This is a genomic window from Bacteroides sp. 1001302B_160321_D4 (assembly GCF_015667765.1).
Classification (GTDB): Bacteria; Bacteroidota; Bacteroidia; order Bacteroidales; family Bacteroidaceae; genus Bacteroides; species Bacteroides xylanisolvens.
Window position 1 is genome coordinate 26744 of record NZ_JADPLO010000054.1, and the last position, 22600, is coordinate 49343.

At 40.2% G+C, this 22600-nt stretch carries 16 protein-coding genes; 2 read left to right on the plus strand and 14 right to left on the minus strand.

Annotated features, from left to right (window positions below; all coding sequences use genetic code 11):
- Positions 1 to 18: 18 nt before the first annotated feature.
- Both KFO40_RS18855 and trxB read left to right on the plus strand, forming a co-directional pair.
- The gene (locus tag KFO40_RS18855; protein WP_008645663.1) at positions 19 to 666 is read left to right on the plus strand and encodes a LolA-like putative outer membrane lipoprotein chaperone; all 648 of its coding nucleotides are present in this window, start codon (positions 19 to 21) and stop codon (positions 664 to 666) included.
- Between the two features lie 36 nt (positions 667 to 702).
- The gene (trxB, locus tag KFO40_RS18860) at positions 703 to 1653 is read left to right on the plus strand and encodes a thioredoxin-disulfide reductase (RefSeq protein WP_211146701.1); all 951 of its coding nucleotides are present in this window, start codon (positions 703 to 705) and stop codon (positions 1651 to 1653) included.
- 195 nt (positions 1654 to 1848) lie between these two features.
- On the opposite strand, the gene KFO40_RS18865 is transcribed toward trxB, so the two are convergent.
- The 14 genes from KFO40_RS18865 to KFO40_RS18930 all read right to left on the minus strand — a co-directional run bounded on the left by KFO40_RS18865 (position 1849) and on the right by KFO40_RS18930 (position 22474).
- Positions 1849 to 4278, minus strand: a complete 2430-nt coding sequence (locus KFO40_RS18865; RefSeq protein WP_117684842.1) for a family 20 glycosylhydrolase — start codon at positions 4276 to 4278, stop codon at positions 1849 to 1851.
- Positions 4279 to 4434: 156 nt separating this feature from the next.
- A complete protein-coding gene (locus tag KFO40_RS18870) occupies positions 4435 to 5724 on the minus strand; it encodes a thioredoxin domain-containing protein (protein ID WP_074707517.1) in 1290 nt (429 codons plus the stop codon).
- A gap of 20 nt (positions 5725 to 5744) precedes the next feature.
- Positions 5745 to 6905, minus strand: a complete 1161-nt coding sequence (locus KFO40_RS18875; RefSeq protein WP_211146702.1) for an aspartyl protease family protein — start codon at positions 6903 to 6905, stop codon at positions 5745 to 5747.
- 1 nt (position 6906) lies between these two features.
- A complete protein-coding gene (locus KFO40_RS18880; protein WP_087318506.1) occupies positions 6907 to 8046 on the minus strand; it encodes an aspartyl protease family protein in 1140 nt (379 codons plus the stop codon).
- Between the two features lie 10 nt (positions 8047 to 8056).
- Complete coding sequence (locus tag KFO40_RS18885) at positions 8057 to 9763, minus strand: S8 family serine peptidase (protein WP_008020929.1); 1707 nt, start codon at positions 9761 to 9763, stop codon at positions 8057 to 8059.
- Positions 9764 to 9794: 31 nt separating this feature from the next.
- Positions 9795 to 10799 carry a TlpA family protein disulfide reductase gene (locus KFO40_RS18890; RefSeq protein ID WP_032811708.1) on the minus strand — a complete coding sequence of 335 codons (1005 nt, stop codon included), beginning with the start codon at positions 10797 to 10799 and terminating at the stop codon, positions 9795 to 9797.
- A 32-nt stretch (positions 10800 to 10831) separates the two neighbouring features.
- A complete protein-coding gene (locus KFO40_RS18895) occupies positions 10832 to 11845 on the minus strand; it encodes a hypothetical protein (RefSeq protein ID WP_004315453.1) in 1014 nt (337 codons plus the stop codon).
- Positions 11846 to 11876: 31 nt separating this feature from the next.
- Positions 11877 to 13421: a RagB/SusD family nutrient uptake outer membrane protein gene (locus KFO40_RS18900; protein WP_004315454.1), complete on the minus strand. Its 1545-nt coding sequence runs from the start codon at positions 13419 to 13421 to the stop codon at positions 11877 to 11879.
- Between the two features lie 19 nt (positions 13422 to 13440).
- A complete protein-coding gene (locus KFO40_RS18905) occupies positions 13441 to 17007 on the minus strand; it encodes a SusC/RagA family TonB-linked outer membrane protein (RefSeq protein WP_164497226.1) in 3567 nt (1188 codons plus the stop codon).
- A 29-nt stretch (positions 17008 to 17036) separates the two neighbouring features.
- On the minus strand, positions 17037 to 18197 hold the full coding sequence (locus tag KFO40_RS18910) for a FecR family protein (RefSeq protein ID WP_008645680.1): 1161 nt from the start codon (positions 18195 to 18197) through the stop codon (positions 17037 to 17039).
- A gap of 67 nt (positions 18198 to 18264) precedes the next feature.
- Positions 18265 to 18819, minus strand: coding sequence for an RNA polymerase sigma factor (locus tag KFO40_RS18915; protein WP_008645681.1), 555 nt, complete (start codon positions 18817 to 18819; stop codon positions 18265 to 18267).
- Positions 18820 to 18853: 34 nt separating this feature from the next.
- Complete coding sequence (locus tag KFO40_RS18920) at positions 18854 to 19555, minus strand: Crp/Fnr family transcriptional regulator (protein WP_009039694.1); 702 nt, start codon at positions 19553 to 19555, stop codon at positions 18854 to 18856.
- Between the two features lie 116 nt (positions 19556 to 19671).
- Positions 19672 to 21861: a glutamine synthetase III gene (locus tag KFO40_RS18925; protein ID WP_008645682.1), complete on the minus strand. Its 2190-nt coding sequence runs from the start codon at positions 21859 to 21861 to the stop codon at positions 19672 to 19674.
- 139 nt (positions 21862 to 22000) lie between these two features.
- Entirely contained in the window at positions 22001 to 22474 is a 474-nt protein-coding gene (locus tag KFO40_RS18930; protein ID WP_008645683.1) for a hypothetical protein, read from the minus strand.
- Positions 22475 to 22600 lie beyond the last annotated feature (126 nt).

Here is a 22600-nt window from a genome sequence, read left to right on the forward strand (position 1 = left end):
AGTTCGTTTATTAATCAAATGAGAAAGTACATTTTTAGTGTTTTAATAGCTTTACTGTCTTTGCCTGTGATTGCTCAACAACAGCAGTCCCAGGCTAGAGTCATTCTTGACAAAACGGCAGAGGCGTTTCGTAAAGCTGGTGGCGTGAAGGCTGATTTTACTGTAAAGGCTGTGGCAAACGGCTTGGTAGAAGGTGCTGAAAACGGAACAATTCAGTTGAAAGGAGAGAAATTCGTACTGAAAACATCTGATATCATCACTTGGTTTGACGGAAAAACGCAATGGAGTTATGTGACAAAGAATGATGAAGTGAATGTCAGTAATCCGACGCAGGAAGAGTTGCAGCAGATAAATCCGTATACATTTCTGTATATGTATCAGAAAGGATTCTCTTATAAGTTGGGGACAACCAAAACGTTTCGTGGAAAAGCTGTTTGGGAAGTCGTTCTGACTGCCAGGGATAAGAAACAGGAGTTGGAACGTATCACTCTTTTTGTGACGAAGGACACTTATGAACCTCTATATATTTTGCTTCAGCAGCGTGGACAGCAGACACGTAATGAGATAACCGTTACAAGTTATCAGACGGGGCAGAATTATACGGATCGTGTTTTTACTTTTGATAAAAAACAATATCCCAATGCAGAGGTGATAGATTTGAGATAACATGTTTTTATAACAAAACAATAAAGATAAATTAAAATGGCAGAAATAGAAAAAGTGAAATGCCTGATTATAGGTTCAGGACCTGCCGGATATACGGCAGCGATTTACGCAGGACGTGCAAATTTATGTCCGGTACTATATGAAGGATTGCAGCCGGGCGGCCAGTTGACTACTACGACAGATGTAGAAAACTTTCCCGGTTATCCGGAAGGTATCAGTGGTCCGCAGTTNATGGAAGATTTGCGTGCACAGGCAAGCCGTTTCGGAACAGATATTCGTTTTGGTATCGCTACGGCAGCAGATTTAAGCAAAGCTCCTTATAAAATAACAATTGACGGTGATAAAGTGATTGAAACGGAATCATTGATTATTGCTACCGGGGCAACTGCTAAATATCTGGGGCTGGAGGATGAAAAGAAATATGCCGGAATGGGTGTAAGCGCTTGTGCTACTTGTGACGGATTTTTCTATCGTAAGAAAGTGGTTGCTGTAGTTGGTGGAGGTGATACTGCTTGTGAAGAAGCGGTTTATCTTGCCGGTCTTGCATCCAAGGTATATCTGATTGTCCGTAAACCTTTCCTGCGTGCATCGAAGATTATGCAGGAACGTGTCATGAACCACGAGAAGATTGAAGTTCTTTTTGAACACAATGCAGTTGGTTTGTTTGGTGACAATGGCGTAGAGGGTGTAAACCTGGTGAAACGTTGGGGTGAACCGGATGAAGAACGTTATAGTTTACCTATCGACGGTTTCTTCCTGGCTATCGGACATCAACCGAATACTGAAATATTTAAAGAGTATATCGATACGGACGAAGTAGGTTATATTATTACAGACGGTGATAGTCCTCGTACGAAAGTGCCCGGAGTTTTTGCAGCAGGAGATGTGGCCGATCCGCATTATCGTCAGGCTATTACAGCCGCGGGAAGTGGATGTAAGGCTGCCTTGGAGGCAGAACGTTACCTTTCTTCCAAAGGGCTTGTGTGATAAATATATCTTCGGTGTAAACGAATGAATGATAATTATGCCTTTTGGGGTGTGATTGATTATAAATAAAACGGTGAACATTAGTATTAAACTAGCGTTCACCGTTCTGTTATTCAGGTCCGGAATAAATGATGCGGATTCCACGTCCTGTTGAGTCAGCACCGTGAAATCCGCATAAAATATAGTTAGCTTTGTTTAATAAGCTTCTATTTCATCAATCCATAATTCGGCAGGAATAACTTCCGGACCATTGTTCTTTTCAAAGTTAACTCCATTGCGCAGTGTGCCGCCATTCTTAATCTTAACTTTCAGGAAGGTAGCCTGTGTTGGCTCAAATTCAATGGAATCAGTGAATGCAATTCGTCCTGTTTCCGGATAATCGTGTTTCAAGGCCTTTTCAGCTACCGGAGTGTATTGTTTGCCATCTGCAGATACTTCTACGGCAACTCCTCCTGCAGGAAGAATTCTCATAGCCGGATTGAATAAAGAACCGAAAATTATTTTGCTGATTTGTGTCGGCTTATCCAAATTAATGATAAATTCCAAGTCTTTACCTTCAACAATACCAAAGCTGCACCACGGAGTATAAGAAGCATTATTTCCTCGTTTACCGTTGGTCAGTCCGAAGGTTGTCTTGTCAGCTCCTAATACATCGTTTTCATCAAATATATCGCCTGTCCATCCCATCTTATAATTAACAGTATAGGGCTTTCCTGTCAATAAATTACCGTATAATGGCTTGTGAGCTACTTTACCCAGCATTTTTCCATCTTTGAAAGCAGCTGCTTTCAGGTCGATATTACCTTCCAGAACGAAAGGCTTTTCGTACAGTGTGGATGTTTTACTCGGTTCACTGCCGTCCGTAGTATATCGGATTTCTGCATTCGGATAGAAACTTTCCAACATTACCATTAAAGGAGCGTTTTCATCCGCGTGCGTATTTACGTTTACGTCAAAGAAGTTGAGACAAGGTTTGGTGTTCATTACTTCCAAGCGTTCAAATTCAGTTACCATTCGTTCGCAGAAATTCTTCCAGTCTTTGTTTGCGTTTTGTGTCCAGGCCGTTTCGGCAATAGCCATTGCACGCGGGAAGGCCTGATAGTCTGTACGTTCGGAAGTCTGCATATATTCTCTCCATATATTGCCTTGTATTCCGATGATATGCTTCTTGGCAAGTTCGTCTGCATCGTCCGGGACAGGGTTGTAGCTATATGTTTTTTTCAGTGTGTTGTATCCGCCGATAGTAGTCGGGGCAATTTCAGGTTCTTCCTGGTAGTAGTCCAGATATACATAAGGGTTCGGAGTCATAATCGCATTATGTCCGGCTTTGGCAGCGTTCATTCCTCCTTCTACACCACGCCATGACATAACAGTCGCATTTGGAGCCAGACCACCTTCGAGGATTTCATCCCAACCAATGATGTTCCTGCCTTTGCCATTCAGATATTTCTCCATGCGGGTAACAAAATAGCTCTGCAACTTATCTTCTTTACTATGCTTTATTCCGTCCGTCTTGCTGGGAGTCGTATCATCCTTCAGTCCTAACTGGCGGATTAGCTGCTGGCAGAAAGCACTGTTCTTCCACGCTGTTTTGGGACATTCGTCGCCACCGATGTGAATGTATTCGCTAGGGAATAATTCAATTACTTCATCCATCACTCCTTCAAAGAATTTGAAAGTTGTTTCACTCGGACAGAACACCTGTTCGAATACACCCCATGTAGGAGATACTTTATAAGTCTGTGTAGAATCACATGACAGTTCCGGATAGGCAGCCAGTGCAGCCAACGCATGTCCCGGCATTTCTATTTCGGGAACAACGTTGATATATTTACTTGCAGCATAAGCTACTACATCTTTGATTTGTTCCTGTGTGTAATACCCTCCGTGTTCTTTTCCGTCGAATACTTGCGGATAATTTACATAGTAATAGTCTACCAATGTCTTTTCACGTTTAGAACCGATTTCTGTCAATTTAGGATATTTCTTGATTTCGATTCTCCATCCCTGATCGTCTGTCAAATGCCAATGGAAAACATTCATCTTGTTCATTGCCAGCAAGTCGATAAACTTGTAAATATAGTCAATCGGTACATAATGGCGGCAAACATCCAGCATCAGTCCGCGGTGAACAAAACGGGGCGAATCTTCTATTTCTACAGCAGGAACCGACCAGTTTGCTTTCTTATCCAACTGGTTTCCGTAAACCGCCGGAGGGAGTAACTGATAAAGTGTCTGTACGCCGTAGAAGAACCCGTTCGGTTGAGAAGCGGTAAGCGTGATGAGACTGGGAGTAACGGATAATTTATATCCTTCCTTCGGCATACCTTCTTGTACAACAAAGCAGATTGCTGATTTTCCATCTGCACTTTCTGCTTCTTTCAACGAGATTCCTGCTGTCTGTTTTAAACGTTCGGCCAGGCTGTCGGCAATACCTTTAACTTCCGGAGCATCGGAAGGAATTACCAGACTGACTTTGCTGTTTAGTTCAAAACGTCCTTCCTGTGGGAGAATTTGATTGGGTTTGGGAACGATGTTGTACTCGTTCGCCGCTTCTTTTGTCTTTTGGCAACTGGGGGCAATCATAAGCAAGGACAAAAGAAGAAGAGAAATACTTTTCTTCATGGTCAAAATGTGTGTTAAGTTATAAATAGATTTGACAGGGCAAATGTACTTGTTTTAATGATAAGTTCCAATGATATGGAAATAAAAAAGCCGGAACGGATTCCGGCTCTTAGCTAAAGTTTTAGATTTACATAGTTATATATTAAGAGAGATGTTTTATTTCAGAAGTTGTTCTTCAATGATTTGCACATACTTTTCCGGCGTAGCACCAACCTCGATTATCGGTTTGCCGCCTACCGGGATGAAGAATAACGTAGGTAATGCCTGTACACTAAAATGGCTACATAAATCTTTTTCTTTATCAGCATTTACCTTATAGAATATAACTTTTCCTTTATATTTTTCAGCTAGTTTCTCCATTTCCGGAAGTAGACGCATACATGGACCGCACCATGTAGCCCAAAAATCGATAACTATCGGTTTGTCTCCATTATAGATGAAATCATTTCCTTTTCGGTAGTCGAAAATGTGTTCGAGGAAGAACTGGCGGGTAATTGGATTCAATTTACCATCTTCAACTTTGGTTTCCGTCACTTTAGCTTCCGCTTCCGGTATAGGAACCATATCGAATGGTTGAAAGTAAATTTTCTGATGAATATAGTCAATAGATATAATTCCGTAGTCCAGTATCTTTTTGCCTAATACGGAACGTTTCAAGAATGGGTTTTTCACTGCTATGGCATCTTCAATCTTTGTTTTTACAAACATCGTTTCAGGTAGGATGAGGCTTTCCTCTTCTTTCCTTGTTTCTTTATATCCATTGGAGACTTTTTGGTTACTTCCTTTGGTATATTGTGTGTTCCATGTATTGAAATCTGCTTCAGTAAGATTCACCAATCCTTCACTCCATGTATCTAGGACAAGAGATATCGGCTTTCCCTGGATGTTTATCGGGCATACTACTCCTAATCCCGTTATCAGGTTAAAATTTTCCCGATAGTTAAGTTTCATATAAGAAGGGCGGTAGGGCTGTGTAATCGTAATTTTCTTCCGTTGCATGTCAATGGTTAATACAGAAGTGCGGAAAACAGCACCACTTAATACACCCATAACCCCTAGCTTGCGTAGATAAGGTTCGTCTTCTAATGTGAAAGCCGGAAGATCGTTTGCAAATGTATTTTTACCAATAGCTACTGTTCCCATTTCATATACCTTTCCAACAGGTACCTGTTTAAATACAAAATCTTGGTAAGAACTAAAAGTTCCTCTCTTTTCTGTATTGATGTGTAACTTTTTGAGAGCTTCAGGAAGTAGAGCGTTATGTCCCGATAAATCAAGGACAAAGTCAGCTGCTTCACCATTTATAGTGGCTTCCACGATAATTTTTCCATCAATAGTTTTGAATGGAATGACCTCTGTCATACTGTTTTGTGTTTGTGCACTGATGCCTCCTGTGATACAAAATGCAAGCAAACAGAGATACATTTTAGTTATTATTCGTTTCATATATTCTTTCTGTTTAAAGTTTATTTCTCTTTCCTGATTTCAATTCTTTTCTCTTGATTATATTTTTTGATGATAATATAGCCGGTATCACCAGGTATAGCATTCATAATTTCTTCTACGGCCATCTGGCTCATGGGGCAATCTTTAAGAGAAGTTCCGTTGATATTAATCACTTCGTCGCCGAAAGCAACTGCATCTTTCATGCTATCCCATATAGTTGTAATTTCGAATCTTTCGTTGCGCGGTAATATGCTTACGTTCCAAAGAGCGGGAGCACCACCCATGTCGATTTTTCCTTCTTCAAATGGGAGGAAGTAAAAACGTCTCCGCATATAATCAATAATTACTTTACCATATTTCAGTAGATCCACCCCGATGATCGTTCCATTCATGACAGTTGTTGTACTACCTACGTTTGTGAATTCTTTTCCCATGATATTGATGGAAGGTACAGATACTTTTTTAATATCTACCGGCTTGCCCAACCCTGTTATTCCGGCAGCTACGATACCATATCCATGATTGGTAACTTGCGAAATGTCAGCCAACCTGTTGTAATCTTCCGTACAATAAAGCAGAAAGCCTCCTGCACCTGTGTCGAATAGAACTTTTAAATCATTGTTTCCTAAGCGAACGTTGACAATGGAATGATGTTCAGTTTCATCTAACAGCGGAATTCCATCTGTAACCTTTAACTTTTCGGGACGATAAGGATAGTTGATTACCATTATTTTAGAACGGGAATCGAATGTTACTACCGACTGTGCAAAGGCATCTCCTCCAAGAATTCCGATAACTCCCAGTTCTGTGAAGAATGGATTCTTAGGTAGTACCATCGTTTTCAACTGTTTGATTTTGTAGTTCTTTCCGATGGAAATATTTTGTACGTGGGCTTCCTGATAGTTGGAGCCTTGTGCATTCACATCGGAAATGCGCATATATCCTGCGGCAGTAGCTTTCATTTCAGTTGCGGCGTCATACATAGTCCCGGTTCTTCCTCCTGTATCGACGATGTATTTTACATTTACACCATTAACAGTAACGGGTATAATGATTTTCTCCTGAATGAATTCATAAGGAATGGTATCGCAAACTTTATTCTGGATTTGCGCTATCGTTTCTTGTCCGCAGTTTAGAAATAATAGCAGCCATAAGCCGGTCAGTATTCCTATTCTTTTCATGTCATTCTTTTTTATAGATAATATTCTTTATTCCGGAAGCAGTCTCAATCGTTAGCTTCGTCTGTTTTTTCTCTTTCAATTCCGGTATTCCGTTCAGAATACTTTCGCAGAAGTCATATTTTTTAGTAGGTTTGCCATTAATCTTAATCACTTTGTCTCCTACTTCTATCTTACCTTTCGTGCTGCTCCAGACAGTAGATACATATAAGTCTCCGTCTTTGACCGTCAAATCGAAGTTGTTGCATTGATTGTTGATTTCATTATCCGGTTGGAAAGCTTCAAAATAGAATCTTCCACGTGGATAGTCGATAGTCACTTTTCCGTATTGTAATAACTTTACACCTAGTAATGTGTAAGGGTGTTTGTCTGTATGGGTCGTTAAGTTGCGGAATTTGGTGGCTCCTACTGATAATAAGGGAATATGTACTCTATATGAAGATGCTTTATCTGCTTGTCCGGCTACTCCGATGCTTCCTTCCCCATATCCTTCAGAAACGACTTCCATAGATGCCTCCGGTTTAATTCTCTCAAAATCACTTTCAATAAGAGATAACAGACTGGGACTGCCTGTATCAAATAATACGGTGATGTTGCTGACCGGAGCGATCTGTACATTGACAATTGGCATTCCTCCTTCTTTGGTGAAATTCAGCATTTTTCGTAAAGATACTGTGGAAGGCTTTTCGGCAGATGTGACTATGATATTTTTAGTCTGCGAATCAATGCTTACAATAGTACTTGCAAATAAATCGCTTCCGATGATACCATCTACTCCAAAACATTCCCAGCCTTTTACTTCATTGATGATTAGCGACGGGGCATTTTTAAAGTTAATAACATCATCGGGAGTCGTCAGATTTTCTATTCGCGTAGTTTTGTAATAGCTTTCCACGTTATTCACATCTGTCACCTTCATAGAGTCTGTTGCTGTTATTTGTAGTGCTTGACAGGCTTTAGTGGTAAGTGCGGTGCGCCCTCCGGTATCAAAGATAAAAGGGCGTGCATTGCCGTTTACCTTCATTTCGATAACCATTTTTTCGCCTACTATCCGATAAGGTATAGTTGCTTTATATTGTTGGGCGAATAAAGGGACCGCCATGCAAAAGGCAATGACGGTTCCTATTAGACGAGTATATTTCATAGACTAATCTTTATTTGCTGACTTTTTCTGCTTCCAAGATTGCTTGGTAAGCATTAACGATACCTCCGGAAATACATAGGTCATCAAAAAGGAATAAATCTTGTGAAGGGCTATCGTTCACGCGGATTCCTTTTTCTACTTCTACACCTTTGCGTGAAGTGACGCTTTTTAATAATATGTCACGGATTTGAGAGCCGGTCAGTTTAGGGAAATAAGACTTCACAAGAGCAGCTACGCCAGCTACAGTAGCCGAAGCCATTCCTTCTCCAGTTCCTTTTTGATAAGTGTCACCCATATAAGATGAATAAATGTCTGTTCCCGGAGCATAAATATCGAGAGCAGTTGCACCGTAATTGGTGTTCAATACCGGATTTCCATTCTTGTCTGAAGAAGCAACTACCATAAAATTAGTAAGTTCTCCCTCTTTATTCATCTTACGATTGGGAAAGAATTCGTCTTTATCCATATCCATTGATAGATCCCAAACCGGAACTATAACTAATGCCCCTTTCTTCTCTGCCTCTTTCAATGCTTCTGACACCCATTGTTTCTGCTCTTCCGGATATATGGAGTTTTGTTCCGGTAATACGATTACATCTGCACCGTGGTTTACTGCATAGCGGATGGCCAATGCCATATCTTTCAGGTACGGTTCTCCTTCTCCCGGGTGGATGCGTAAGGTCATGATTTCTGCATTGTCTGCAATACCGTTACTTCCGATACCGTTGTCACGTTTAGCTGCGATAACGCCGGCCTTCATTACGCCTGTTGCCGCATCAGATGTCAACAGTACATTATTACCATAATGCGTATCGTTAATATCCAGAGGATTATCACCTACAATTTCTTTTCGATTATCACTTCCGTATCTCTTTAAAGCCTCTTCATAAGACGCTTTACCTGTTTCTACACTTTTCTTTCCCATATTCTGATAAACAGGTTCCCATTTATCCGTATTATAGATGCTGAAATAGTAGGCAGTAAATACAAAAGCGACTTCAGAAAGACTGTCTCTTTCAGCTTTGGGATCATAACAACTTTGGAAGTCCTCAACAGTCAACTCTTTTCCGGGAAAACGTTTTTTCATGTCCTTATCGAACTTTTCAACATATTCTTCTATAACATAAGATAGTTGAAGACCGCCGTAAGCTCCACCGATTCTTGATTCCGGCATGACTTTATAGCGATAGTAATTATATTCTTCTATGTTTTCCGGTGCGGGGACTTCTTGGCGTTTTCCATTGACTATTTTATAATACTTTTTTCCGTCAAAGATATAATCAGCGTATTTATCTTTGAGACGGAAGAATTCACGTTCTCCTTCGCGTGTCAAAGCTTCCATTATTTGGCCGTCTTTACCACCGATGAAGTTCCAGCCATTGATGTCGTCAACAAACCCGTTTTTATCATCATCTTTCTGGTTTGACTTTTCTTTTGGGTTGATCCAGATTGCGTGTTTCAGGTCTTCGTGTTCTACGTCCATTCCGGTTCCGATCAGTGCAACAACCGGTCTTTTCTTTGCTTTCTTTTTGTTGGCTTTCAAGTAATCATAAGCTTTGTTTACTTCAGCTCCGTATACACTGTCCTGGTTGAAAGAACAGTTAAACCAGTCCAGTTCGGATTGTTTTTTTTGTGTTTCTGCCTTTGGTTTGATTAACTGGGCTGATACAGTAACGCTGATGAAACAGCATACGATTGGAAATATAAGTTTCTTCATTGTCAAAAGAGTTATAATTTATATAGTTTGTTTATTGTCTTATTTTTAAAATGGCTTCGCGTACTTGTTCACCCCGAACGTTGCGTGCAGCAAGTTTGCCTTCTTTGTCAATGACTACAAGGAAAGGGATGGAGTAGAAGCCGTAAGCAGTCTGGATAGCACTTGGAGTCTTGCTGTTTTTAGGGAATCCTGCCTTATCCCATAGCATCACCCACGGCAATTTTTCTTCATCCAGCATTTTTCTCCATTTTGCTTCGCTGTCATCCAGCGAGACACTGATGAATTCCAGATCGTCAGCCTTCAATTCATTGTATATGGTTAGCATACTACGCATCTCTTTACGACAAGGACCACACCAGGAGGCACAGAAGTCAAGTACGACAATTTTCCCACGGAAGTCTTTCAGACTTACGTTTTTTCCGTTGGCATCTGTGAAAGTAAAGTCGGGACATTCTGCACCAATGATTTGGTGGGAGAGGATTTCTACCCTGTTTACCAGCCATTTGGCAGATAAAGACTTTCTGTCTTGTTCCGGTATCATGTCCAATAGCATTTTGTTGGATTGGTAATCATTTACATCTGCCAGATAGGCTAATGCAGATGCCATGGAGGGAGTTAGTTTTCCTTTGACGGAAGTGGAAATCGTTGCTATATCCGGGTCTTTTTCTGCTGGCATATAGTTTTGTAAAGTCAGAAACGGATCGATGCCAGTGAATGAAAGCGAACTTTGTTCAGGGTTCTTTTCGTCGAAGTAGCCATTGATTGTTACCGGGTTATTTTCCAGATAAATATTCTGTTCGGTTTCTCCTAAATAGAGTTTGTAGACATCAGGAATGATGTTTATTTCATCGGTACTGAATGTGTTATTAGTACCGATGATGCAGCTTAATACAACGCCTTCATTCATATCTTTTATTTGTAAAGTCGTTGGCTTTAATACTTTTATTCTTCCTGATATTCTTAGCCCGTTATTTCCCCATACAGTGGTACCGCATAAGAGTAATATGGTTAATAATAGATTTTTTACTTTTGTCATTATTATGAGTTTATAGTTCATTATCAGAGTTGTTATTCTTCATCTGGAGTCTCCGGTATTGGAGGTAAAGGTAAATCCCAGTCTTCCGGTCCGTTGGCTATTGCTTCCAGATCGATCTGATATTTATCTTTTAAATATTTCTGTACGAAAGCAAACTTTTCGGTGAGAAAAGGATATTTATCAGCCGGATATACCTCTGCTAGTCGTGCTTGGTTATAGTACATGGAAAGATGCATATATCCTATAAAAGTCTCTTCATTGGTTGGAGGATAAGAGTTGTTGGCTGGTTCGCTGATACTATTGAATACATACGTGTTTACACTTCCCGGATATCCTCTGGTAAGATAATAGTTTGGGTCATCTTCCATTCCCAAGCCTGCTATCAGATTAGTGACATGGTCGAATCCCACTTCAAATTCTTCAGGTATAATGATGTTTCCGGCTTTTACTGCTTTTTCCAATACGGGAGCCAATATCATTTTCCGGCGTCTGTCAAGGAGTGCTCTGTCTGTAGGGATTAAATAAGGATCGCTGGGATTGTCTTCTCCAAACATACAAGTGCACCAATAATCCAGCCCATCGTAATTTTCGTGTATGGGTACAATCCAGCTTGCTAGGATTACGCCTCCAACTTCTAATACGCTTTTGCTATAGACATTGTATCCCAAATACCAATACATAGGCAGAACTTTAGATGTGATCGGCGGATTCAAGTATGCAAAGATATGCTTTTTCATAAATTCGACATAGTAATTGGTCATTTCGTCGTTTACACAGCCTTGGCCTTCGTAGCCACTACCATATGATATGCCTGTCCAGCTGCGATTAAAATCAGCCCTTTGCAGATCTTTATAAATAAGATATACATTATAGTCTTCGTATATTTGGGCGATGTCATCGTCCCAACTATTATTTCCTTGAGGTACTTTAAAGCGTAATTCAATGCCTCCTTCTGTAGGAGTCAGTGTGTCTTCTTCATAACATGAGGTGAATAATGCCATACAAGCAAGTAATCCCCATAATATATATATTTTTTTCATATTCATTTCTTTTGTTTAATTCATAAGATATATACTATTAACTTTCGCGTTTTGGAGCTAAAGGATTCTGCTCCAGTTTTTTATTTTTAATTAAGACGGCGTCTGGTATAGGCATGGTATAGGAAGGATCATTCTGTTTTAATGTATATACCTGTTCTCCCCATCTATGAATAATTTGTGGCATTCCGTAGCGTCGGAGATCAAACCATCGTTGCCCTTCAAAACAAAGTTCTTTTCTTCTTTCATTTTTGATGAAAGTTTTGAGCGCATCACCTGTTAATCCGGTAGGCTCAACAAATTTGTCGGGTTCATAACGTTTAGCCAGTAAGGTTTTTAAAGCAGATAGTGCTGTACTCTCGTCATTATTATGGGCAGCTGCTTCTGCTAGATTTAAATAAGCCTCACCTAGTCTGAAGGATAAAGCAAAGTTTTCCGAACCACTAGGTTCACCTGTAGCTGAAAGTTTGTATTTGCCGAAAGTAGTATAAGAGTCTTCATAGAAAACTTTATCATCTTTATTGAACTCTTTTGCTATATACTTTTCTTTTCTTAAATCTCCATCTTCAAAGCTTTCAATCAAGTTATCAGAAGCGATAAAAGCTTCTCGGTAATAGGTGGTGGTATTACCGAAGTAACCTTCTTCCTCATACTCTACCGACTCATCATTGAATACAGTTAAGTCTGAAACGCTTCCATATAACCAAATAACCTCAGATGATTTTAAAGATGTAAAATTGTAATAAGGCTCTGCCACTGTTGGAGAAGGGAGGTTATTTAAGTCTACTAAAGCGAAGGACCAGTCTTTTATTACTTTGTTGGCGTATATGGCTGCATCTTTCCAGTTTTCCATATAGAGAAAGACGCGGGACTTCAGCAATTGTATCATTGGAAGGCTAACCAGATAATTCGGTTCATATTGTTTATCTTTGCTTAAAGTAAGGAATAAACGTTCAGCTTCATTCAGATCGTCCACAATTTGGTTGTATACTTCCTCAACGGTGTTTCGTGTCATTAATAGTTGGTCTTCAGGTAGCAGGTTGCTGTCTAGTTTGAGTGGAACTCCTAAAGCCTGTTTGTTATAGTTGTATGGTGCTCCAAAATGATTGACTAACATAAAATAATAGAAAGCTCTTAATCCGAGGGATTGGGCTATTACATAATTTTTTTCAGCCTCCGTACCATTTACGTCACCGATATAATCAAGAGCTGCATTTGCGCCTAAGATATAGTTATAGTATCCTTCCCAGATATTCTGAAGAGGATAACCATTTCTTTCCATAATGAAAAACATATCCGGTTGCCATGTATAAACAGCTTGTTTGGCTTCTATATTTTTTAGAGAGTTGATGCTAAATTCATAATCAGTTTTGTGGAACTGAATGTCATCGTCTAAGAAGCTAAGAAAGGGTAGTAGGAAATTGCTTTTATCCTGTTTGGGATAAGCAGAACCGATTAACATTTCTTGCAAAGCATTTGCATCTTTGGGAACGTACTCACTTTGAGATTTAGGCTCTAGAAAATCTGAGCAAGAGGATAGTGATAGTAAGACTATTCCTGTTAGTATATATATAATTCTTTTCATTGTCTATCTTTTTATTTTTTTAGAAACCAATGTTAATACCTAATGAATAATTCCGTGGAAGTACACTGTTGCTAACTTCCGGGTCGAAACCGTTGAAACGTTTGCTGGCGATAACAAAGATGTTATCCATGTTAAAGTTGAGTGATAGATTTTTCATATATATTTTTTCGCACCACTCACGTTTCATTTGCCAGGATAGGCCGATGTTACGGCAGCGTAAGAAAGAACCACTGACCACCATAGCGTCAGATTGTTCCCATAATGGAATGCTATAAACATTCTCATTGTTGGGCAATTCTATATAAGCCATTCCTGCTTTGGGTAAAGAAGGAATGATTGTATGGGCTTCGTCTCCCGGTTCTTTCCAACGGTTCAGTAAATCGCGGTTTATATTTGTATATGGATCCGGCATATAATAAGAACTAGCGAATTGGTTGTATGGTGATGGCAGACGCTTCTTGTTGCCGAGTAAAAGTGAAAAACTGGTGTTTAAAGTTAATGATTTATAGCGGAAACTTAAGCTCAATCCACCGGTGAAATAAGGCTCTTTCTGACCAGAATATACCAGATAAGTAGTCGGATCTATTTGTCTGCTACGTTCTTCTTCCGGAATATCCAAAAGATTGAATAAAGCTTCACCGGTTTTTCCGTCTAATCCTGCAAAAGAGTATGACCAGAAACTGCTGAGCGGATATCCTTCTTTTAATACAATATCTGAACGTCCACTTAAGAAGGAAGCTGCATTGACATCAATGTCTGTATGTCCGCCTTCATTCCAGTTCTTGGAAGCATTCAAACTGACACTTAATGCATAGTCCCGTTTCTGTATCGGGGTAAAAGTTAATGTGTATTCGATACCTCTGTTGTGGATAATACCACCGTTGCGTTTCATGGATGTTATTCCATATTCATAAGGTAATTCCAGTTCAACAATGGCATTGGAGCGTCTTGTATAATATTCCAAATTCATATAAAACATACTGAATAATTCCAGATCTACACCGAAATTCCATGATTTGGTACGTTCCCATGATAGATTCGGATTTGGAATTTGGGAGATGGTAGACTGATATCTGTTGTATAGATTTGCCACTTTCCCCTGATTTAAAATCAAATCCGGACTAATGCGCGTTACTGCATTTCCTTGAATACCATAGGTGCCGCGGAAGTTTAAAGTTGTTATCCATTTTACATATTTCTTCATGAAGTCCTCTTCAGAAGCTCTCCAGGAGAAACCGAATGAATAGGTAGGATCAATACGGTGATTAGCATCCTGACCGAAACGGTTGGATGCATCATTACGTATATTTGCATTAACAACATATCGGTTTTTGAGTGAATATGCTAGTGTGGCGAATACGGAAAGGTAATTGTCTGTAGTATTGACTTTTCTCCATCCACCATCATATATCTTTTTTAAAAGCCCCCATCCTTCGTCTTTAGAACCTGTAATAGGTGTAAAAGCTTGTGGAGTGGTTGGTAATGTTATTACTTCTCCTCTATCTGGGGCATATCCCCATACTGTATTGCTGACACCTTTATTAGTGGAAGAACGTAATTCCATACCTACTAAAGCATTAATTCGGTTCTCATTATTAAAGGCTTTACTGAATTGCAGTTTATTTTGGATGTTGTAAGAGTACTGCTGTGCGTTATTTGTGAATAATTCGCCTCCGAATGGGAGTAAGGCTGCTCCAAACTCTTTACTGTTTGGTGAGACAGAGTTGAAATCATAACCACGATATGTTTCAGCAATATAAAACGTTTGTTCAGTTTCCCAAGCTTCGTTTGTGCTGTTATTATTGGAATATCCACCAGTAAATTGGTAAGTTAACCAGTCCAAAATATTCCATTTCAAGTCTAGCGAAGCTGACATGAAACTTGATTTTGATTTAGAACCACTATTATTCCGTTCATTTACGAAATTGTATGATAATGATTTGACTCCGCTATTGTATGGGTATGAGGCTTTCATTTGATAGTAAGCATCAGGGTCTATAGAACGATTGGTAGTAGTAGCATACCCCATAGGATTGACTCCTCCGGCAAAACCGTTATTCGTACTTACGCTACCGTTGATCGTTGCATTAATCGTTAGTTTTTGTACCGGGCGTATGGTGATGGCAACGCGTCCGGTCATACGTTCACTGTCGTTTCCTATTTCCTGCCCTTCGCTATTGGAATATCCCATAGAAGCTGCATAACTGTATTTATTTGTTCCGCCGGAAACACTTATATTATGGTTATGGCTAAAAGAACGGCGGGTTAGTAGTTTGAACCAGTCTGTATTTTGTGTTTCCAGAACATTGCGTTGTGCCAGAAAATCTTCAGAAGATATATCGTGCGATAGATACATATTCAATAATCCTTCATAAGTATATATTTGTTTGATTGGTTCTGTGCCATAAGGTGTTCCCCAGTTAAAAGCTTCTTGTGAGAATAGTACTCTTTCTTTGGAGTTCATATAATTAAACTGTCCATAGTTGGGACGCGTACCCATTACAAAATTAGAGGTGTAATTGACACTTAGACGATCAGTCGTATTCTTTTTGGTTGTGATCTCAATAACACCATTCGATGCTTTTGAACCATAAATAGCGGTCGCAGAAGCATCTTTTAAAATACTAATGCTTTCGATATCAGCAGGATTTAACCAAGAAATCTGATTACCGATAATGTTTTTCAAGTCCTCTGTCATGAGAGAAGATGCATTCAATTCCAGGGGGTCTTCCTGAATGATGCCGTCGACTACCCAAAGTGGGTCTTGATTACCCAGTAAGGTACTGGTACCACGGATTTGAATTTTCGGGGCAGTACCTACACGACTACTTGTATTGGTGACAATCATACCTGCCACACGTCCTTGCAACATTTGGTCAATAGTGGTATATGAAGGCATTAAAATATCTTTTGCTTTTACTGTGGTAATAGAACCTACTAGGTCACGGCGTTGAATATTCTGATAACCGGTTACAACCACTTCGTCGATTTCAGTACTGGAACTGTTTAGAGTGACATTAATCGTTTTCTTTCCTGTATATCTTACAGTCTTTTTCTCCATTCCGATGAATGAATAAGTTAATATTAACCCTTCTTGCGCAGGAATATTAAAAGTGTAATGTCCGTCTAGTCCGGCGATAGCTCCATGTTTTGAACCTCGGACAGTGACTGTAGCTCCGGGAAGTGCTTCACCGCTTGCATCACGTATCCATCCACTAATCGTGATTTTATTAGTCTTTCTTTTCTTAATAACGATGGCAGTGCCTGATACTTCATAAGTCAGGTTAGTTCCTTCCAGACATTCATCCAGAATTTCGGTGATCGTTTTGTTTTTTGCCCTTACGCTGATATCGGTTATGTTAGCGATATCTTCTGTTGCGTACATAAAGATGAATTTTGTACGGTTTTGCAAATACCAAAGCGTAGATTCCAGGCTTTCGCCTCTCAGATCAACGGAGATTCGCTGATTGTCTTGTGCTTGAATCATAAGTGAAGAAAGGGAGAATATCCATAAAAGGCAGAGCTTAACGAAATTTCTGCTTACATAAGATACTCCCTTTGAGGAGGATTGTGTTCGTTTTTTCATAATGCGTTAGTTATAATATGTATTAATAGTTATTGTTTATAAGAAATGTGCAGTATACCTTCTCTTTGTTTTATGTCTACCATATTTAATTCCATTATCATGTCGATAATTGGATTCATGTTTGCATAGCGGTTGAGATAAGCTCCGATTTGTACCTGTCTGGCTGCATCGTCTTCAAAAGTGTATGTGAATCCGTACCATTTGGAAAGATATGACATTACATTCTCAAGAGGAACGTTCATAAATATGAATGATCCGGACTCCCAGGAAGTGTATAATTCTGTATTTACGTTAGATACGGTACTTTCCCGACTATTTTTGTCATATACGAAATGTTGGTTTGGAATCAATTCATAATCTTCGTTTTCACTGCTAATCTCTATAGCTCCACTAATTAGTGTAGTACTTTCCACTTCTTCATCCGCATAAGCCCTTACATTGAAAGAAGTTCCTGTCACCCGAATAGAAGTGTGCGGTGTTTGCACGATAAAAGGATGTGCTTTATCTGGAGCAACATCAAAATAGGCTTCACCTTCAACCTGTACGATGCGTTCCTTATCGCTGAAACAAATCGGATAAGTCAGTTGTGATTCTGCGTTCAGATGTACTTTTGTTCCATCCGAAAGGACAATGTGACATTCCATACCATGCAGTGTACGAAGCGTATTTTTGATTTCTTTCACTTTGGGCTTGTTGGCAGGAGTTTGATAATTTATCCCTTTGGAGTCAATGATGAACACTTCAGTTGCACCCTCCGGAAGGACATTCTCAAAAAGGTTGAAGGTGTTGCCATTACTTAAAGTCAGTTCTCCGCCATGGGTTCCTGGAGTGATTTCACCGATTGGTTCTCCGGCTACCCAATTATAAATAAGGTATGAAATCGGTATTAACAATAGCAAAAGAAGAGCCGCATATTTCAGACTCCTTTTCCATGAAAGAAAACCGGATGTTTTTTCTCCTCCTAGTAGCGGATAGATTCTGTCCCATGCCTTTTGTGAAGAGAAGCTTTTTATTAACCGGCTGTTTTCTTCATACGTTTCCTTATTTAATATCCGGTCGGCTATTTTTTGATGCTCCGGATTTTCATCCAACCACGCATGATAGTTTTTTTTCTCTTCGGGAGTAGACGAATGAGTAAATAAGGAAGCTAAGATTTTTGCAATTTTAAATTTTTCTTTGAATGAATTCATCGTTTTTTCGATTTGTTATATAAGTAAAACAATCCAATCGAAAAAACGGGGTAATCAAAAAGTTACTTTATTTGCATAAAAATAGTAATAAGGTGTAATTTATGCCTTTGAGACTTTCGCGAAGTTTGCGATAGGCGAATTTCTTTAACGTATGGACAGTGCCTTCTGAAATTTGCAATTTGTCAGCAATCTCATGGTTTTTTAACCCTTTCATAGAGTATAAGATGATATTTCGCATTTGGGTAGGCAATTCTTCTACCGCTTTGCGAACCATGTGGAATGTTTCCTGTTCGATAATAGCAGCTTCAAAACCACTATCGAATTCTTCCTGTCCGGAAAAATTAGGAATATCTAATTGTTCATGTTTTAGGTGATTCAGACATTTATTTCGGGTGACGGTATAAAGGAAGCTTTTTACTTTCAAAATGTTGTCGAAATCTTCTTTCCGTTCCCAATAAGCTAACAATACATCTTGCGCAATGTCTTTGCAAACTTCTTTGTCTTCAATATAGTGGGATGCGAACACGCAAAGAATAGGATAGTAGTCATCAAATAGCTTTTTGAAAGCCTGTTTGTTACCACGTCTGATGTCTGCAATTATATTTTCTATATGTATGTTCACTATTTAGGGTGGAGCGACTGGTGCAGGAATTTTCTTATCCAATCTTACTTATTTTCTTCAGCTTTTCTTCTTCGATGATTTTGATCTTTCTTCCGTCGATTGTAATCAGTCGTTCCGTAGCGAACTGTGACAATGTGCGGATAGCATTCGAAGTAGTCATATTAGAGAGATTAGCTAAATCTTCGCGTGAAAGATAAATGCTCAAAGTAGATCCGTCTTCTTCCAAGCCGTAGCTTTCTTTCAGGAAGATGAGAGATTCGGCCAAGCGTCCGCGGATATGCTTTTGTGTCAGATTGACAGTGCGTTCGTCTGAGATGCCGAGATCAATAGAAAGCTGGCGGATAAAAAACATAGCCAGGTCATTATTCTGGGCAACTAAAGTTAAGATAGCATTCATAGGAATCAGACAAACAACAGAGGGTTCGAAAGCTGCTGCGGCAGTTACAAAATCTTGTTTGGCAAAATAAGCACGATAAGCAAAGTATTCGCGTGGTTTAATCATGCGAATAATCTGACTTCTACCTCCCACGCCATCTTTGAAGATTTTTACTTTCCCACTGATAAGACACATCAGATGAGAAGGTGTTTCCCCTTCGCAGTAGATGGTTTCATTTTTTTTGTAGGTTTGTATCGTATAATTGTTCATCAGAAACTCCTTTTGCTCGTTATTTAAAGGAGCTAACATATCGGATAACGGTTCCGAAATATCGATGTCTGACATATTCATTTTTACCATGAGTGCTACAAAACTGTGTTATACAGCACAAAAGTAAAAAGAAAAAATGAGAAAATGAACGAATCTATAAAAAGATTGCACAAAAGTGGGAGCTTTCGTGCAATCTTATAGGCATTTTATTTAGTAAATAACAGTTCCCTGTATTTGGGTAACGGCCATATTTCATCGTCCACTTCCATCTCCAAATGATCGATGTGATCGCGGATTTGATCGAGGTATGGACGTACTTTTTCTTCGTATGCAAATGCTCTTTCCTTGTAGTTCTCCATGTGGTTGGCAACTTTTCGTGCTTCGGTCATTTCGCGAACCAGTACTTTGATGGAAGTGACCCGGTGTGAAATTTCACGGATCAGCTCTTTGCGGTCGGCACTCAACACTTCGTACTCTTCAGCCGGGAATATTTCTTTCAGTCCGCGAAGATTTTCGAGCAATCGGTTCTGATAGGCAACGGCAGTCGGTACGATGTGATTGATGGCGAGGTCGCCCAATACACGGCCTTCGATTTGCACCTTCATGGTATATTTCTCCAGTTCCACTTCCAGACGGCTGTTCAATTCGGTTTCGTTGAAGATACGTTCGCCAATCAGCACTGATTTGGATTGGTTGTCAATATAGTGCATCAGGGCTTCCGGTACGTGGCAGATGTTAGTCAGTCCGCGGCGTGCGGCTTCCTGTTTCCATTCTTCAGAATAACCGTCGCCCTCAAAACGAATCGGTTCGGAAGCGATAATCGTTTCTTTCAGTATGCGGAAGATGGCTTCATCTTTGCCTACTCCTTCTTCCATCAGTTTTTCTACTGATGCGCGGAATTCGTTCAACTGATTTGCCATGGCGGCATTGATTGCAATCATGGAGGCGGCACAGTTGGAAGACGAACCTGCGGCACGGAACTCGAAACGATTTCCGGTGAATGCGAAAGGAGAGGTGCGGTTACGGTCGGTAGTATCCAGTAGGATTTCGGGGATACGTCCGATACCTAATTTAAGAGTGGTTTTTTCTTCCGGTGTCATTTTCTCGTTTCCTACCTGGCGGACAATTTCGTCGAGAGTAGACGATAGTTGTGAACCCAGGAAGCAGGAGAGAATGGCGGGAGGAGCTTCGTTGGCTCCCAAACGGTAGCTGTTGCTGGCGCTCATGATGGAGGCACGCAGTAAATCCTGGTTTTTATAAACCATCATTAAGGCGTTTACCAGGAAAGTGAGGAATAGCATGTTTCCTTTCGGATTCTTTCCGGGGGCGAACAAGTTGATGCCGGTGTCGGTGCAGAGCGACCAGTTGTTGTGCTTGCCCGAACCGTTTACTCCGCTGTATGGCTTTTCGTGTAGGAGTACATTGAAGTGATGTTTCCTTGCGATACGTTTCATCAAATCCATGACAAGCTGGTTGTGGTCGTTGGCAAGGTTGCAGTTTTCGAAGATAGGGGCCAACTCAAATTGGTTGGGGGCTACTTCGTTATGACGGGTTTTGGCGGGAATACCCAGTTTGTGACACTCAATTTCGAGTTCTTTCATAAATGCCGTGACACGTGGAGGGATGGAGCCGAAATAGTGGTCTTCCAACTGTTGGTCTTTGGCGGAAGAGTGTCCCATCAGTGTCCGTCCCGTCAGGCAGAGGTCGGGGCGTGCATTATATAAGGAAGAGTCAACTAGAAAATATTCCTGTTCCCATCCTAAATTGGTATATACGCGTGTGATGTTCTTGTCGAATAGTTGGCAGACTTCCGTTGCTGCTTTATCTACGGCGGCAAGTGCTTTCAATAATGGAGTTTTGTAATCCAGTGCTTCGCCTGTATAAGAAATGAAGATAGTTGGGATACAAAGAGTGGTGTCTACCACGAATGCCGGTGAAGAAACATCCCAGGCGGTATATCCTCGTGCTTCGAAAGTGTTGCGGATACCGCCGTTGGGGAAAGAAGAGGCGTCCGGCTCTTGCTGGATCAGTAGTTTTCCGGAGAAGCGTTCGATTACTCCGCCATCTTCGCCGAATTCGATAAAACCGTCATGTTTCTCGGCTGTTCCGTCTGTCAGAGGCTGGAACCAGTGTGTGTAGTGAGTGACGTTGAGTGACTTGGCCCAACTTTTCATGCCGTTAGCAATCAAATCTGCTATTTCGCGGCTAATAGGCGTACCTTTTTCGATAGCATCGGTTACAGCTTTGTAGGCTTCTTTGGGAAGATACTCCTGCATCTTCTTGCGGTCGAACACGTGGCTACCATAATAATCAGAGAGTTTGTTGGAAGGAGCAGTTACTTCCAGAGGTTTCCGGTTGGAAAGCTCTTGTAAGGCAAAAAAACGCATTCTTGACATAAATGGTCTACTTTTTATCGGTTGATGGCGCAAAATTATATGTTTTTTCTGAAAGTACCCCTATTTTAAAGGGGGTATTTTTAGAAATGAATGTATTTTTCTAAAGATACCCCCTCTGTTGATTCTCCAACTTCTGTTCTTATTGCTTCTGTTGGTCCATTTCTTTAGCCATCTGTTTAACCAAACTTTCCACTTGGATATAATGGTTGTGATAGTTCCTGAATAACTGTTTGAACACTGGACTGTTCATAGCCATTTGGGTGAGAAATTGTAGGTGTTTACCCGTAGAGGTGTTCATTTGCATACGTTTTTCTTTGCTCAAGTTATCTTGTAGGGAGTAAACACCGCATGAAATTTGGATTTCTGCGATGCCTTCATCCCAAGGATGGGTGTTGAGGTGAGTCAATGCTGCCAAGATTTTTTTCAGGTCTTTCAGCAGAATGTTTAATAGTTCGAATTCGGTGCGGTTTACGGAGCAGGAATCCGGGTTCAGGAGGAAAGCGAATTTAAGGTAGAAATCCTTTAATTCTTCTTTAGGAATAACAAATGAATCTTTGGAAGCCTTTATCATGCCTCCCACCGCTGGTTGAACGGTAACTAGTTTTGTTTCCATAATATAATTATGAATAAGGTGGTAGGCGAAGATTGGCTCAGTCTGAAACCTTGGGGGATTGCGTTAAAATTCTTATTTTTGCATCATGAAAACATCCTCTTCCCAAACGATTGATCCTGTTGCTTC